This window comes from Naumannella halotolerans, from assembly GCF_004364645.1.
Taxonomy (GTDB): Bacteria; Actinomycetota; Actinomycetes; order Propionibacteriales; family Propionibacteriaceae; genus Naumannella; species Naumannella halotolerans.
This window is the reverse complement of sequence record NZ_SOAW01000001.1, coordinates 1,974,409-1,989,482: the sequence shown is the minus strand read 5'-3', so window position 1 is coordinate 1,989,482 and position 15,074 is coordinate 1,974,409. Positions and strand designations below refer to the sequence as shown.

The following is a 15,074-nucleotide window of genomic DNA, read 5'->3' as shown; positions in this document are numbered from 1 at the left end:
CAAGCCGATCCCTGGTGCTGGGGTGTCCCGACGGGTCGCCATGACGGTCCGGAGGACTACTCTTGGTCCGATGACCTCCGACCCGTTGCCCGGCCTCAGTGAACCCGTCGATCAGCGACCCGATGCTGCGGCGGATCGGTCGGCGACGGGCCCCGACGCGGCCGTCGGAACTGCGACACCGGACCGGGGGACTCCGGTCGCGAGGTCGGCTGGGGTGCCGGCAGAGGAACTGCTGGCAGGGCTGAACGGGCCCCAGCGCCAGGCCGTCACCCATACCGGTGGACCGGTGCTGGTGGTTGCCGGTGCCGGTTCGGGCAAGACCCGGGTACTCACCCGCCGGATCGCCTGGCTGGTCGGTGAGCGCAACGTCCACCCCGGTTCGATCCTGGCCATCACCTTCACCAACAAGGCCGCCGCGGAGATGCGACACCGGGTCGAGGAGCTGGTCGGCCGGCGGGCCCGGATGATGTGGGTGTCCACCTTCCACTCCGCGTGCGCCCGGATCCTGCGCTCGGAGATCTCCCACTTCGGGATGTCGTCCAGCTTCTCCATCTACGACGACGCCGACGCCAAACGACTGATGCAGTTGGTCGCTGCTGATCTTGGTCTGGACCCGAAGAAGTACCCGGTCCGGTCGCTGCTGAACTGGGTGTCGAAGGCGAAGAACGAGTTGCGCGACTTCGAGACGGCCAAGAGTCAGACGGTCGACACCGACGAGGCGGTGCAGGCCGAGGCCTACGCCGAGTACCAGCGCCGGTTGGTCGCCGCGAACGCCCTCGACTTCGACGACTTGATCATGCACACCGTGCACCTGTTCCAGGGCTTCGCCGAGGTACGGCAGAAGTACCGCAAACGGTTCGCCCATGTGCTGGTCGACGAGTACCAGGACACCAACACCGCACAGTATGCGCTGATCCGAGAGCTGTGCCTGACCGGGGCGGACGGCGAGGCCGAACCCGATCCCGATCAGGCGGCGCCGGAGCTGATGGTCGTCGGTGACTCCGATCAGTCGATCTATGCCTTCCGCGGGGCGTCGATCCGCAACATCCTCGACTTCGAGAGCGATTTCCCCGGGGCCGAGACGGTGCTGCTCGAACAGAACTACCGCTCCACGCAGAACATCCTCTCCGCGGCCAATGCGGTGATCACCCGCAATACCGGGCGGCCGGACAAGCGGCTGTGGTCCGATGCCGGTGACGGCGACCTGATCACCGGCTACGTGGCCGACACCGAGTACGAGGAGGCCGAGTTCATCTCCTCGGAGATCAGCGCCCTGCGGCGGGCCGGGAAGACGACCTGGGGTGAGGTCGCGGTGTTCTTCCGGACCAATGCCCAGTCCCGGGCGTTCGAGGAGGTGCTGATCCGCAGCGGGCATCCGTACCGGGTCGTCGGCGCCGTCCGCTTCTACGAACGCCGCGAGGTACGCGACGCCATCGCCTATCTGCGGGCGATCGCCAACCCGGCCGATGACGTCTCGGTACGGCGGATCCTGAACGTACCGAAGCGGGGGATCGGCGACCGGGCCGAGGCGGCGATCGCCGCGCTCGCCGAGCGGGAGTCGATCAGCTTCTCCGATGCCCTGGCCCGGCACACCGAGGCGCCCGGGCTGGCCACCCGGTCGGCGAAGCAGATCGCCTCCTTCGTGGAGTTCCTGGAACGGCACCGTCGGATGGCCACCGACGGCACCCCGGCCGATGAGGTGCTGTCCAGTGTGCTGACCGATTCGGGCTACCTGGAGGAACTGCAGAACAGCAGCGATCCGCAGGACCAGTCGCGGATCGAGAACCTGGCCGAACTGGTGGCGGTGGCTGCCGAGTTCGTCGCCACCGCCTCGGCGGTCGATCTGAGCGATGTCGCCGACGACGACGAGGTCGCCGACGACGATTCGGAAGAGGCCGATGACGGGGAGGCGATCGGCCTGGCCGACGGCTCGCCCGAACCCGATCCCTCCCTGTCGGCCTTCCTCGAGCGGGTGGCACTGGTCTCCGATGCCGACCAGGTGCCCGACGGTGAGGACGGGGAAGGGGTGGTCACCTTGATGACCCTGCACACCGCCAAGGGGTTGGAGTTCGACACCGTCTTCCTGTCCGGGATGGAGGAGGGACTGTTCCCCCACCAGCGGGCACTCACCGATCCCGCCGAGCTGGAGGAGGAACGCCGGTTGGCCTATGTCGGACTGACCCGCGCCCGCAAACGGCTCTACCTGACCCGCGCCGAGCGTCGCACCATGTGGGGCGCGCCGCAGTACAACCCGGCCAGCCGGTTCATCGCCGAGATCCCCGACCGGTTGTTCGACTGGCGCAAGCTCGGCGGTACGCCGCTCACCTGGGCCGGTGCCGACAGCAGCCGACGGCGCAGCGCCGGACCGTCACCGTTCAGCGCCGGTCCGAAGCAGCCGCGGCAGCGTCTGGCCAGCGTCGAGGTGGGGGAGAAGGTGCTGCACAGCGTCTTCGGTCTCGGTACGGTCGTCGCCACCTCCGGTAGTGGCGAGGAGGCCAAGGCCGATGTCGACTTCGGCTCCGCCGGGACGAAGCGGCTGGCGCTGCGCCACGCGCCGCTGGAGAAGCTGTAGCGATCCTCGGGGCCGGCCGATGGGACCCGGCCCGACCTCGTCACGTACTCCGCGGACTCTCGTTGTCGGATGATTGATCGCGGTAGGTGGCCCAGTGCTTCCAGATCCGACCGGCAAGCTCGGTGTGCCGGTTGCGCGGTCCTGCGATGTCGCTGTCGAAGAGCGTCACGAACGTCGTGTGCAGCAAAGTCAGGACGTCGTCCGGGCCGGCGGTCGGTGGCAAGCCGATCACCACGGTCTCGGCCTCGGGGAGGTACTCGTCGGTATTGGTGCCGGAGTCGAGGCCGATCGGGTCAGCGACGAACAGCATCGAGGCCAGGTCGTTCACCAGATCCCGCCGACCGGCCGTGCGTGTGTGCCGCTCAGCATTGGCCGCCTTCGCCTGCAGTACCCAGTCCTCAGCCTCCCAACCCATCCCCCGAGAGTACGGCCCCGAGAGTACGGGCAGCCCAGGCTCGGTCCAGCCGGTGGGGAGGCGTGCGCCGAGCCTCACCGAGGCCGTGGACGCAGCAATGGCCGGCCCGAGTGGGCCGGCCATTGCCGTGCAGCCCGAGGGCTGGGAACCACGGGATCAGAGCTGGACGCCCTTGGACAGCATCCACGCGTAGGGGTCGGAGCTGCTGTAGACATCGCCGGGGCTGACGCCGGCCTTGTAGTACTCGAAGTGCAGGTGCGGACCGAAGGTACGACCGGTCATGCCGACGGCGCCGATGTTCTGGCCCGCCTTGACGCTCTGGCCCGGGCTGACCGAGGTGCTGGACATGTGCGCGTAGAGCGTCGAGCTGCCGTCGGCGGCCTTGATGATCACGTGGGTGCCGGCCCAGCCACCGCCGGTGGCCGGCATCACGGTGCCGTCGACCGCTGCGCGGATCGGGGTGCCGACCGAGGCCGGCAGGTCCTGGCCGGTGTGGTAGCGCGACCAGGAGCCGACTGCACCCCAGCGGGCGCCGACCCGGTAGGAGCCCTTGGCGATCGGGCTGACGCCACCCTCACCGGACACCTCGCCACTGGCGATGCTGGTGGTCGGCGCGCTGGTGTCGTTCTGCTGGTTCTGCAAGGTGCCGGAGTCCTCGGCCTGCCTGGCCTCCTCCTCGGCCTTCTTCTTGGCCTCCTGGGCGCGGGCCTCCTCGCGGCGGGCCGCTTCGACCTCGGCCTCGAGGGCCTCGTTCCGGGCGGAGGCAACGGCCTTGCGGGACTCGCTGCCGGCGTTCTCGGCGACCTCGTCCAGGCTCTCGGTGCGGTCGGCGGCGACTTCGCTCTCGACGGCGGTGTCCAGTGCCACCCGGATGGTGCTCCGGCTCGCCCTGCCCTCGCGGTCGCGGGAGAACTGCTCCAGATCGCCGTCCTCGGCGGAGGCTTCGGCGTTCTCGGCACTGTCGGCGGCGTCGGCTGCGGCCTCGGCGTCGACGCTGCTGGTACCTTCGGCGCCTGCAGCCGGCTCGGCGCGGTTGGAGTTGGGCTGACCCGCTTCGGAGGCGACGGCGGTCTGCGATGCATTGACCGTGTTCACCGTGGAGTTCAAGGTGATGGTGGCGGCGACTGCAAGTCCGAGCGCGGAGATGGCGAGTGCTCCGATGCCCTGGGTGACGGTGGTGCGAATCGAAGAAGTGTCATCGGCGGTGTGCCCGCTGCGACTCTTCTTGAATCCCCACGCGTTCTTCGTCACGAAATCTCCTCAAAGGGCGACGTCTCTCGTCGTTCCCGCCTGCTCACGCTCCGCTCGACGATAACCAGCCGGGCACCGGAGATCAATCGGAACGTGGAAAAAACCTTAGCAATTCTCAGGGAGACTTCCAACTCCGGAGTTGCCGGTGCGTTGCCGGTACCGCCGCGGTCCCGGTTCGGCCCGCGCAGAGCCAGGCCTGGTGCGGTTGCACGGAGAGTTCCCGGGATTCCGGCGATTCCCCTCCCAGGGTCGGGAGTGACCTGAAACACATAGCGAGGAGGCGGTTCCGGCGCGTCGCAGGCGCGCACCCGGGGTTCTGTCTGAGGGGCTCTCTCAGACTGGCCGGGCGGTTGTCTGAGTGAACGGCGGGTGTCGCCTGAGAGAGCACCACGCGACCGGCCCGACCCGGCGCGCGATCCACAGCGCTGACGGGATACAGTCGCCTCTGGCGGCGGCTCGTCCGCCGCCCATTCACACAACAGGATTGGAGCGCTAGTGGATCTCTACGAATACCAGGCGCGTGACGTGTTCGAGAAGCACGGCGTGCCGGTGCTCAAGGGGCTGACCGCGACCACACCGGCCGAGGCGAAGCAGGCCGCGGAGCAGATCGGCAGCCCGGTGGTGGTCGTCAAGGCACAGGTCAAGACCGGTGGCCGCGGCAAGGCCGGCGGCGTGAAGGTCGCCAAGAGCCCGGAGGAGGCCGAGCAGAAGGCGGCAGAGATCCTCGGCATGGACATCAAGGGTCACGAGGTACGGACCGTGATGATCGCCGAGGGCGCAGACATCGCCGAGGAGTACTACTTCTCGATTCTGCTGGATCGGGCGAACCGGTCCTACCTCGCCATGTGCTCCAAGGAGGGCGGCATGGAGATCGAGCAGCTCGCCGTGGAGCGCCCCGAGGCGCTGGCCCGCGTACCTGTCGATCCGAACGTCGGCATCGACGATGCCAAGGCGACCGAGATCGTCACCGCCGCAGGATTCGAGGGTGAGGACGCGGCCAAGATCGCCGAGGTGCTGAAGACCCTGTGGACGGTCTACAACGAAGAGGACGCCACCCTGGTCGAGGTGAACCCGCTGGTGAAGACCGGTGCCGGTGACATCGTCGCCCTGGACGGCAAGGTGACCCTGGACGAGAACGCCGACTTCCGTCAGGAATCGCATGCCGAGTTCGAGGACGCGGCGGCCGCCGATCCGCTGGAGGCCAAGGCGAAGGCGCTGCACCTGAACTACGTGAAGCTCGACGGCAACGTCGGCATCATCGGCAACGGTGCGGGACTGGTCATGTCCACCCTGGACGTCGTCGCCTATGCCGGTGAGGACTACACCGGTGGCGTGGCCAAGCCGGCCAACTTCCTCGACATCGGCGGCGGTGCCTCGGCCGAGGTGATGGCGAACGGCCTGGACGTGATCCTCGGTGACGAGCAGGTGAAGTCGGTCTTCGTCAACGTCTTCGGTGGCATCACCGCTTGTGACGCGGTGGCCAACGGCATCGTCGGTGCGTTGAAGACGCTCGGTGACGACGCCACCAAGCCGCTGGTCGTCCGACTGGACGGCAACAACGTGGAGGAGGGCCGGCAGATCCTGGCCGACTTCAACCATCCCCTCGTGAGCATCGAGGAGACCATGGACGGCGCGGCCAAGAAGGCCGCCGAGCTGGCAGCGAAGTAAGGACGGACGCAACAGAATGGCTATTTTTCTGGATGACAACAGCTTGGTCATCGTCCAGGGCATGACCGGCTCCGAGGGCATGAAGCACACCACCCGGATGCTCGCCTCCGGGACCAAGGTCGTCGGCGGGGTGAACCCCCGCAAGGCCGGCACCACTGTCGACTTCCCCGACGGTGTCTCGGTGCCGGTCTTCGGTACGGTCGCCGAGGCGATGAAGGAGACCGGGGCCAATGTCTCGGTGCTCTTCGTCCCGCCGGCTTTCGCCAAGGCCGCCGTGGTGGAGGCGATCGACGCCGACATCCCGTTGGCCGTGGTGATCACCGAGGGCATCCCGGTGAAGGACTCCGCGGAGTTCTTCAACTACTCACTGGGCAAGCAGACCCGGATCGTCGGACCGAACTGCCCGGGTCTGATCAGCCCCGGGAAGTCCAATGCCGGCATCATCCCGGCCAACATCGCCGGCCCCGGCCGGATCGGTCTGGTCAGCAAGTCGGGCACCCTGACGTACCAGATGATGTACGAGCTGCGGGAGTTCGGCTTCTCCACCGCGATCGGTATCGGTGGTGACCCGATCATCGGCACCACCCACATCGACGCCCTGGAGGCCTTCCAGAACGACCCGGAGACCGATGCCATCGTGATGATCGGTGAGATCGGTGGCGACGCCGAGGAGCGGGCTGCCGACTACATCAAGGCCAATGTCACCAAGCCGGTTGTCGGCTACGTCGCCGGATTCACCGCACCGGAGGGCAAGACCATGGGTCACGCCGGTGCGATCGTCTCCGGTTCGGCCGGTACTGCGGCAGCGAAGAAGGAAGCACTCGAGGCAGCCGGGGTGAAGGTCGGCAAGACCCCCAGCGAGACCGCCGAGCGCATGCGCGAGATCATGCAGGGGTTGTCTGCCTGAGCGCAGCGTTCCCGCATGGGGTCCGGTCCGTTGGGGCCGGGCCCCATTTGCATGTCCCGGCCTGCATGTCCCGGCTCGAATGCCCGGCGTGCAGGTCATGGCTCGGGTGTTCCGGCTGGCAGTTCCGCCCGGGACGACGAACGGCCCCGGAGCAAGGCTGCTCCGGGGCCGTGTTCGGTCGTGGCTCAGACGCTGCGCTCGGCGGCGCGGGTCACCACGGCCCGCCACTGGTCGTCGGTGAAGTTGAAGTCATCGGTCACGTTGGTCGCCTGCACGAAGACGATCTTGTTGTCCACCGTCACCAGACCGAGCCGGAAGTTGGTCGCCTGCGACTCGTCGACCTTGTCCTCGGCGGTGTAGGCCGCACCGACGGCCTCGTCGTCACCGACGTCGAACTTCAGGTCGTCACCGACCTTGTCGGCCTTGGCGGTCAGTCGTGCATCGGCGCACCCTTCCAGGCTCTCGACGATGTTGTCCCGCAGCTCGTTGGCCGCATTGGCGTCCTTCAGGCTGATCACGACCTCGTCCAGACCGAAGTTGTCCGGTAGGGCGGTGTCGTCGGTGAGCAACATGGTCATCTGTTGACCCTCGGCGTCCGAGCCTCCGGCATCGGCAAGGTCCTGACCGACGCACTGGCTGGTACGCAGATCGACCGAGTCGCTGATCGCACCCTCACCCCACTGGCCGACACCCTTGCTGATCCGGGGGATGTCGGCACCGACCAGGAAGCCCTGCGGATCCGCCGGCTGCGCCGGTGCGGTGTCGGAGGCCTCCAGCTTGCCCGAGGCGCACAGCCCGCCGGCGATGTTGCACTGGCGGTTCACCGCCGGCGCCAAGGCGTCGACGATGTTCTGCGAGTCCAAGGTGTCCTTCGTCCGGGTGGCGTCCACGACCTCGACGATCCGGCCGGTACGCGAGACGACGACGCTGTGCTGCTCGTCGTCCTCGGTGGACTGGTAGGTGGCGACGGCGCCGGCTGCCTCATCGCCGAGACCGGAGATCTCGATCCCGTTGCGGAGCCAGAACGTACCCCCGCGGCTGCAGTCACCGAGCGCGGCGAGGTAGTTGTCGTAGACCTCCTCGGCCTGTTCGGCCGTGGAGTAGGCATCGGCGATGTGCAGGGCTGCGGTGCTGTCGTCACCGGTGGCCTCCAGGCTGCGCCAGTGGCTCAGCTCCGGTGCCGGCAGGTTGGGGTCCGAACCGATGCAGACCGGCTCGTAGGAACCACGGCCCGGCTGGGTGTCGCGGACGGTCCAGTCACGGGAGTCGTCGATCTTCGTCGCCTCCTCGGCGGTCATCAACGAATCGGCGTTCACCACAGCCGGCGGTGTCGGTTCCACGGTCTGCGCCGGTTCACCGGCGACCACGCCGCGCTGCGGACCGAGCGCGGCGAAGGTGACCAGCGAGATCACCGAGAGCAGCACTGCTGCCGTGGCGACGCTCAGCGCGATCACCCGGCGCCGGCGGGTCCGATCCGCACCGTCGGCCGGCGCCCAGCCGGCGCTGCGGGAGCGACGGACCTTCGGCGGTTGTGGCTCGTTGGCGTCGGCAGCCGGATCCTTCGCCGCCTGCGCCGCGGCCACCTTGGGCTGCTGGGCGGTACCCGGTGAGGCGGCCGAGGCCGAGGCCGAACCGGGACGCGCCCAGGGGTTGGGCTGGGCGGCCGCCGCAACACCGGGCGCGGTGGCTGCTTCGGCGTCGCCGGTCGTGGCCGCAGCGCCACTGCTCGCCGCCGGCTCCGGCTTGGCCAGCGGTTCCTTCACCACCGGGATGACATTGGTCGCGTCGGGGTCGTGCGAGGTCGCCGCGGCCGCCTGTTCCTTGCCGGCACCGGCACCGGCCGCGGCTGCGGACCCGGCGACCGCCGCGGCCGCCGTACCGGCAGCGGGCCTGGTGGAATCGGGGGCCGGTGAGTCGTCGGTGACCTTCGGCAGCATCACCGTCTCGGCGTTGCGCGCCTCGTCGGTCGTCGGCGACGAACTGGACCGCTGCACGCGGACCTGCCGGGCAGGACGCTGATCGGCCTGCAGCACCGGTTCCGGCAGCAGGCCCCGGCGGGCCTTCGCCGCGGCATCGACATCGCCATCGGGCGAGGACGGGGAGCCACCAGAAGTCGTCGGGGCTGCCGATGACGCATCTGCGTCGACAGCGCGGCGCCCACCTGTGGGGCTCGCGGCGTCCGTCGACGGGGTTGATCGGTCATCGTCGGAGGCTGCCCGACGGGGGCGGTTCTCCTGCCCTTCAGTCACGGGGCGACGTCCTTTCTGGTTGACAGAGACCGAACAACTTTAGCTCGGCCAGCGCGTCATCGCGATTTCCTCGCCGCTGGTGCGGAAACATGGGGCCGTATGAGCAGCTCCACCACCCGAACGCATGCGACCCCGCTGCGGTTCCGAGTGCGAGCAGAAGAACGCTCCCACGGTGAAGCGCCGAAACTCCCTTGGTGGATGCTGGCGCTGGGTGCTGCGGGGCTCACCGCGGTCGCCGGCTGGACCTTGGCCACCGCTGCGGTGGTCCTGGGGTGGCTGGCCGGGCCGACCGAGGATTTCGCCGACGCGATCGGCTACGGCACCACCGTCTGGCTGCTCGCCCACGGGGTGTCCGAACCCGGCTGGACGATCATCCCGTTGACCTTCACGGCGGCGATCATCGCCCTGTTGGGGTGGCTCAGTTCGATCGCGGTACGCGGTCGTCGGGAGGAACATCCGCCCACACCGCATCCGCAGGCCGAGGGGCCGCTCAGGAGCGCCCTGGTCGTGACCGCCACGATCACCGGCACCTATGTCGTGGTGATCACCGGTATCGCCGCGCTGGTCGGACGACCGCTGGGTGCGGCCCTGATCGGCGCCGCCGTGGTGGCGCTGATCGGCAGCGGTCTCGGGGCGGTGCGCGCGCTGCCCGCAGCGCCGGCGCTGCTCCCGGCGCCGGTGGCCGCGTTGCCGCTGGCGACCGCCACCGCGGTGGTGATCCCGGGCATCGTCGGGGCGGCATTGTTCAGCTGGAGCCTGTTCACCCACCGGGAGCAGGTGGCAGCCCTGGTCACCGGGCTGCAGGTCGGGGGACTGGCCTCGGCAGGCCTGGCGGTGGCCCAATTGGCCTATCTGGTGAACGCGGTGATCTGGGCGACCAGTTACGCCCTGGGCGCGGGCTTCGGCCTCGGCGACGCCTCGGTGGTGGCACCGGGTGGGGTGGAGCTCGGCCTGCTGCCGGGGATCCCGCTGTTCGGGGCCTTGCCGACCGAGGGAATGCCGCCGATCGCTGCCGCGGCGTGGTTCGTGGTGGCCGCACTGGCCGGGCTCGGCGCTGCCGTGATGGTCACCGGCAGGCGTCCCCAGGCATCGCTGACCGAGGCGATCGCGGTCGCCGGCACCGCCGGGCTGCTGGCCGGTGCCTGCTGGGTGCTGCTGGGGTGGTCTGCCGGCGGCGACCTGGGAACCGAGCGGTTGGTCGACCTCGGACCCCGGTTGCCGCAGCTGCTCGCCTACGTACCCGGGGCGATGGCGCTCACCGCAGCCTTCTTCGCCATGATGATCGTGGGTCTGCGGGCGAGGCGAGAACAGCAGGCGACCGGTTAGGCTGCTGCGCGTGGCGTACCGAATCGTCGTACTGGCCTCCGGTACCGGCTCCCTGTTCCAGTCCCTGATCGATGCCGTCGCCGACGGCACTCTCGAGGTGCAGATCGCCGGGCTGGTCACCGACCGTGGCGAGGCGCAGGCCCTGCAGCGTGCAGCGACGGCCGGGATCCCGACGGCGGTCGTACCGCTGGCCAAGGGTGCCGATCGTGACGAATGGAATCGGGCCCTGTGCCGCGCGGTGGAGGAGTTCGCACCCGATCTGGTGGTCAGCGCCGGGTTCATGCGGATCGTCGGGCCCGCGTTCCTGCAGCGCTTCGGCGGCGCGATGATCAACACCCACCCGTCCCTGCTGCCCTCCTTCCCGGGTGCGCATGCGGTACGCGATGCCCTCGCCCATGGGGTACGGGTGAGCGGGGCGACCATCTTCTGGGTCGACGAGGGTGTCGACACCGGCCGGATCATCGACCAGGCCGCCGTACCGGTGCAGACCGATGACACCGCCGACTCGTTGCACGAACGCATCAAGACCATCGAACGGCAGATCCTGATCGACACCGTCGGCCGGCTCGCCGAGGAGGAGAACCATGAGCAACGCCCCGTCTGATCCCGTCGAAGGCACCGGTGCCGACGGTCGCAGGCCGATCCGCCGGGCGCTGGTCTCGGTCTACGACAAGGCGCACCTGTCCGAGCTCGCCGCGGCGCTGAAGGCCGCTTCGGTGGAGGTCGTCTCCACCGGGTCGACGGCCAGGCAGTTGGCCGCCGCCGGCCTGCAGGTGACCGAGGTGGAACAGGTGACCGGCTCCCCGGAGATGCTCGACGGACGGGTGAAGACGCTGCACCCGGCGATCCACGGCGGGATCCTGGCCGATCAGCGACGGCCCGAGCATCTGGCTCAGCTCGAGGAACTGGGGATCGCGCCGTTCGACCTGGTGGTCAGCAACCTGTACCCGTTCGCCGAGACGGTCGCCTCCGGTGCCGCCCCGGCGCAGGTGATCGAGCAGATCGACATCGGCGGGCCGGCGATGGTCCGGGCCTCGGCCAAGAACCACGCCTCGATCGCCATCATCACCTCTCCCGACCAGTACCCGCAGTTGTTCGCCGCACTCGACAACGGCGGCTTCACCCTGGCCGAGCGGACCCTGCTGGCCGCCCGCGCCTACCAGCACACGGCCACCTACGACGTCGCCGTCGCCGGTTGGATGGGATCGGTGCTCACCGACACTTCCGAGGGCACCGGCTTTCCCGAATGGCGTGGGGCCACCTGGCGGCGGGCCGAGGTGCTGCGGTACGGGGAGAACTCCCACCAGGCCGCCGCGCTCTACCGCGGTCAGGAGCCGGGGCTGGCCGGCGCCGAACAGCTGCACGGCAAACCGATGTCCTACAACAACTGGGTCGATGCCGATTCCGCCCGCCGGGCCGCACTCGACTTCACCGAGCCCGCGGTGGCGATCATCAAGCATTCCAACCCGTGCGGCATCGCAGTTGCCGCAGACATCGCCGCCGCCCATCGGGCCGCCCATGCGACCGACCCCGTCTCGGCCTACGGCGGGGTGATCGCCACCAACCGGGAGGTGGACGCGGAGATGGCCGCCCAGGTGGCCGAGGTGTTCACCGAGGTGATCGTCGCACCTGACTACAGCCCCGAGGCGCTGGAGAGGCTGCAGGCGAAGAAGAACCTGCGGATCCTGCGGTGCCCGATCACCGAACCGAGTCCGACCGAGCAGCGTTCCATCTCCGGCGGGCTGCTGGTGCAGCAGGTGGATCGGTACCAGGCCGAGGGGGACGATCCCGCCAACTGGCAGCTGGTGTCGGGCCGGGCAGCCGACGAGGCCACCCTGGCCGATCTGGCCTTCGCCTGGCGGGCGGTACGGGCGGTCAAGTCCAATGCGATCCTGCTGGCCAAGGACACCGCCGCGGTCGGTGTCGGCATGGGCCAGGTGAACCGGGTCGACTCCTGTCGCCTGGCGGTACGCCGCGCCGGTGACCGGGTCTACGGCTCGGTGGCCGCCTCCGATGCGTTCTTCCCGTTCGCCGACGGTCCGCAGATCCTGATCGATGCCGGGGTACGGGCTATCGTGCAGCCCGGTGGTTCGATCCGCGACGCCGAGACCATCGAGGCCGCCCAGGCGGCCGGGGTGACGATGTACCTGACCCAGACCCGGCACTTCTTCCACTGATGGCCTGGCTGCGCAGGCGCCGAGCGGTCGGGCCGGGAGCCCGGCCGCGGAGAGGGCGGGACAATGGCTGACAGGGGGGCTGACAGGGGCCCGGTGACCGACGACACCCAGGGCGCTCGAGGTGACCTGGTGGCGGTGCTCACGGCGTGCGCAGTGCTGCTGGCCGGTCTGCTGGTCACCGCGGTCGGGGCGTGGAGACTCGGCCTGATGATCTGCGGCGGGGCGGTCCTGCTCGCCGCCTTGTGTCGTCTGCTGCTGCCGGTTCGGCTGGCCGGACCGTTGCAGGTGCGCTCACGGGCGATGGACACCGCGGTGTTGCTGCTCAGCGGTACCGGGATCGTTGTCCTGGCCGTGGTGATCCCACCGCCGGGCCCGGGTTTCTGACCGGGCCCCGGCGGCTCAGATCAGCCCGAGTTCCTTCACCGCGGCGGCCTCCTCGCGGAGCTCGGCGACGCTGGCGTCGATCTTCGCCCGGGAGAAGTCGTTGATCTCCAGCCCCTCCACCACCGAGGTGGTGCCATCGGTCACCGTCACCGGGTAGGAGGAGATGATGCCGGAGTCGATGCCGTAGGCGCCCGAGGTCGGGATCGCCATGGAGGTCCAGTCGCTCTCCGGCGTACCCAGCACCCAGTTCTGTACGTGCTCCAAGGTGGCATTGGCCGCCGAGGCCGCCGAGGACGCGCCGCGGGCGTCGATGATCGCCGCACCGCGCTTCTGCACGGTCGGCAGGAAGGTGTTCTCCACCCAGTCGAAGTCCGATCCCAGCACCTCGAAGGCGTTCTCGCCGTTGATCCGGGCGTTGAAGACATCGGGGTACTGGGTGGCGGAGTGGTTGCCCCAGATGGTCATGTTGGTGACCGCGGAGACCGGCACACCGGCCTTCTGTGCGACCTGGGCGATGGCCCGGTTGTGGTCCAACCGGGTGAGGGCGTTGAACCGCTCGGCCGGGATGTCGGGTGCATTGCTCTGCGCGATCAGGGCATTGGTGTTGGCCGGGTTGCCGGTCACCAGCACCTTCACGTCGTCGGCTGCGTGAGCGTTCAGCGCCTTGCCCTGGGCGGTGAAGATGGCGCCATTGGCCTCCAGCAGGTCACCGCGTTCCATGCCCTTGGTCCGGGGGCGGGCGCCGACCAGCATGGCCAGGTTCACACCGTCGAAGATGGTGTTCGGGTCGTCACCGATCTCGACGGAGTCGAGAAGCTCGAAGGCGCAGTCGTCGAGTTCCATCACGACCCCCTCGAGCGCCTTCAGCGCGGGGGTGATCTCGAGCAGTCGCAATTTGATCGGCTGGTCGGTGCCGAGCATGTCCCCGGCGGCGATCCGGAACAGCAGGTTGTAGCAGATCGCGCCGGCGGCTCCGGTGACGGCGACGGTTACTGGTGACTTGCTCACGAGACTTCTCCTGATGGCAGCGGTGGCGGATCGGTGAACCGACGCTAGCACTGCGGCGGCCGGTGGCGCCGGGTGGGATCGGTCCGGGCGATCGGCCGACCCGGGCCGACCGGAACACTTGCGAGGTGGCGGTCGGCGGCTGGCCGCACGGCAGGGGAGAGCCCCGGCGGGCACCGATGGGAACGGGTCAGGCGGGACCGGCTGCTGAAGGAGCGTGTGCTCCCAGGTGAAGCGAGTCAGGAGAAGACGACCGTCCGGCGACCGTCGAGCAGCACCCGGTGCTGGGCGAACAGCCGTACCGCCTCGGTGAGGGTCCGCGACTCCGCGTCCTGGCCGATCCGGACCAGCTCACTCGGGGTGCGGGAATGGTCGACGCGGATCACGTCCTGTTCGATGATCGGTCCCTCGTCGAGCTCGCTGGTGACGAAGTGTGCGGTGGCACCGATCAGCTTCACTCCGCGTTCGTGTGCCTGCCGGTACGGGTTGGCGCCCTTGAAACCGGGAAGGAACGAGTGGTGGATGTTGATCGCCTTGCCGGCCAGATCGGCGCACAGCTCGGGGGAGAGGATCTGCATGTACCGGGCCAGCACCACCAGTTCGATGTCGTGCTCGGCGACGATCTGCCGTACCCGGTCCTCGAAGGCGGACTTGGTCTGCGGGGTCACCGGCAGGTGCTCGAACGGGACCTGGTGGAAGTCGGCCAGCTCGGCCAGGTTCGGGTGGTTGGCCAGCACCTGCGGCACCTCGATCGGCAAGGTGCCGTCACGCTGGGCGAAGAGGAGCTGGTTCAGGCAGTGGCCGGCCTTCGAGGCCAGGATCAGCGTCCGTACCTTCCGGTCGACCCGGTCCAGGTTCCAGCCGGCGTCGAAGCGGGGGGAGATCTCGGCCAGTCGGGTACGCAGGACTGCGGGGTCGTTGACCTTCGCCTGCAGCCGGAGGAAGAACTGTCCGGAGTCGGCTGAGAACTGCTGCAACTCGGTGATGTTGCCACCGGCCTCGACGACCGCACCGGTGACGGCGTGGACGATGCCGGGGCGATCGGGGCAGGTCAGCGTGAGCACCAGGTGCGACTCTGGGGTTTCGGGCAGGTTCTGCGGGGACTGCGACACCCCGGCAG

General features: G+C 69.0%; 12 protein-coding genes. 7 read left to right on the top strand and 5 right to left on the bottom strand.

Annotation, left to right across the window (positions count from 1 at the left end; all coding sequences use genetic code 11):
* The first annotated feature begins 70 nt into the window (after positions 1–70).
* Positions 71–2,572, top strand: coding sequence for a UvrD-helicase domain-containing protein (locus CLV29_RS09225; RefSeq protein ID WP_133754607.1), 2,502 nt, complete (start codon positions 71–73; stop codon positions 2,570–2,572).
* Positions 2,573–2,612: 40 nt separating this feature from the next.
* On the opposite strand, the gene CLV29_RS09220 is transcribed toward CLV29_RS09225, so the two are convergent.
* Together CLV29_RS09220 and CLV29_RS17025 are read right to left on the bottom strand one after the other, a co-directional pair.
* Entirely contained in the window at positions 2,613–2,987 is a 375-nt protein-coding gene (locus CLV29_RS09220) for a hypothetical protein (RefSeq protein ID WP_133754606.1), read from the bottom strand.
* 156 nt (positions 2,988–3,143) lie between these two features.
* Complete coding sequence (locus CLV29_RS17025; RefSeq protein WP_133754605.1) at positions 3,144–4,238, bottom strand: M23 family metallopeptidase; 1,095 nt, start codon at positions 4,236–4,238, stop codon at positions 3,144–3,146.
* A gap of 495 nt (positions 4,239–4,733) precedes the next feature.
* On the opposite strand from CLV29_RS17025, the gene sucC reads away from it, so the two are divergent.
* Both sucC and sucD read left to right on the top strand, forming a co-directional pair.
* Positions 4,734–5,906: an ADP-forming succinate--CoA ligase subunit beta gene (gene sucC, locus CLV29_RS09210; RefSeq protein WP_133754604.1), complete on the top strand. Its 1,173-nt coding sequence runs from the start codon at positions 4,734–4,736 to the stop codon at positions 5,904–5,906.
* A 16-nt stretch (positions 5,907–5,922) separates the two neighbouring features.
* Positions 5,923–6,813 (top strand): succinate--CoA ligase subunit alpha, encoded by an 891-nt coding sequence (gene sucD / locus CLV29_RS09205; RefSeq protein WP_133754603.1) that lies wholly within the window; start codon positions 5,923–5,925, stop codon positions 6,811–6,813.
* Between the two features lie 185 nt (positions 6,814–6,998).
* Here sucD and CLV29_RS16175 read toward each other — a convergent pair whose 3' ends face one another.
* Positions 6,999–9,062 (bottom strand): hypothetical protein, encoded by a 2,064-nt coding sequence (locus tag CLV29_RS16175; protein ID WP_166649195.1) that lies wholly within the window; start codon positions 9,060–9,062, stop codon positions 6,999–7,001.
* Between the two features lie 99 nt (positions 9,063–9,161).
* Between CLV29_RS16175 and CLV29_RS09185 the strand changes: the two genes are divergently transcribed.
* The 4 genes from CLV29_RS09185 to CLV29_RS09170 all read left to right on the top strand — a co-directional run bounded on the left by CLV29_RS09185 (position 9,162) and on the right by CLV29_RS09170 (position 12,949).
* On the top strand, positions 9,162–10,388 hold the full coding sequence (locus tag CLV29_RS09185; protein ID WP_133754599.1) for a cell division protein PerM: 1,227 nt from the start codon (positions 9,162–9,164) through the stop codon (positions 10,386–10,388).
* Positions 10,389–10,398: 10 nt separating this feature from the next.
* Positions 10,399–10,992 carry a phosphoribosylglycinamide formyltransferase gene (gene purN / locus CLV29_RS09180; protein WP_133754598.1) on the top strand — a complete coding sequence of 198 codons (594 nt, stop codon included), beginning with the start codon at positions 10,399–10,401 and terminating at the stop codon, positions 10,990–10,992.
* Positions 10,973–12,565: a bifunctional phosphoribosylaminoimidazolecarboxamide formyltransferase/IMP cyclohydrolase gene (gene purH / locus CLV29_RS09175; RefSeq protein WP_133754597.1), complete on the top strand. Its 1,593-nt coding sequence runs from the start codon at positions 10,973–10,975 to the stop codon at positions 12,563–12,565. The genes purN and purH overlap by 20 nt, the downstream gene beginning before the upstream one ends.
* A gap of 93 nt (positions 12,566–12,658) precedes the next feature.
* On the top strand, positions 12,659–12,949 hold the full coding sequence (locus tag CLV29_RS09170; RefSeq protein WP_166649194.1) for a DUF3017 domain-containing protein: 291 nt from the start codon (positions 12,659–12,661) through the stop codon (positions 12,947–12,949).
* A gap of 15 nt (positions 12,950–12,964) precedes the next feature.
* Here CLV29_RS09170 and CLV29_RS09165 read toward each other — a convergent pair whose 3' ends face one another.
* Both CLV29_RS09165 and purU read right to left on the bottom strand, forming a co-directional pair.
* Positions 12,965–13,957, bottom strand: coding sequence for a malate dehydrogenase (locus CLV29_RS09165; protein ID WP_133754595.1), 993 nt, complete (start codon positions 13,955–13,957; stop codon positions 12,965–12,967).
* 236 nt (positions 13,958–14,193) lie between these two features.
* Positions 14,194–15,066 carry a formyltetrahydrofolate deformylase gene (gene purU, locus CLV29_RS09160; RefSeq protein WP_243831809.1) on the bottom strand — a complete coding sequence of 291 codons (873 nt, stop codon included), beginning with the start codon at positions 15,064–15,066 and terminating at the stop codon, positions 14,194–14,196.
* Positions 15,067–15,074: the final 8 nt, after the last annotated feature.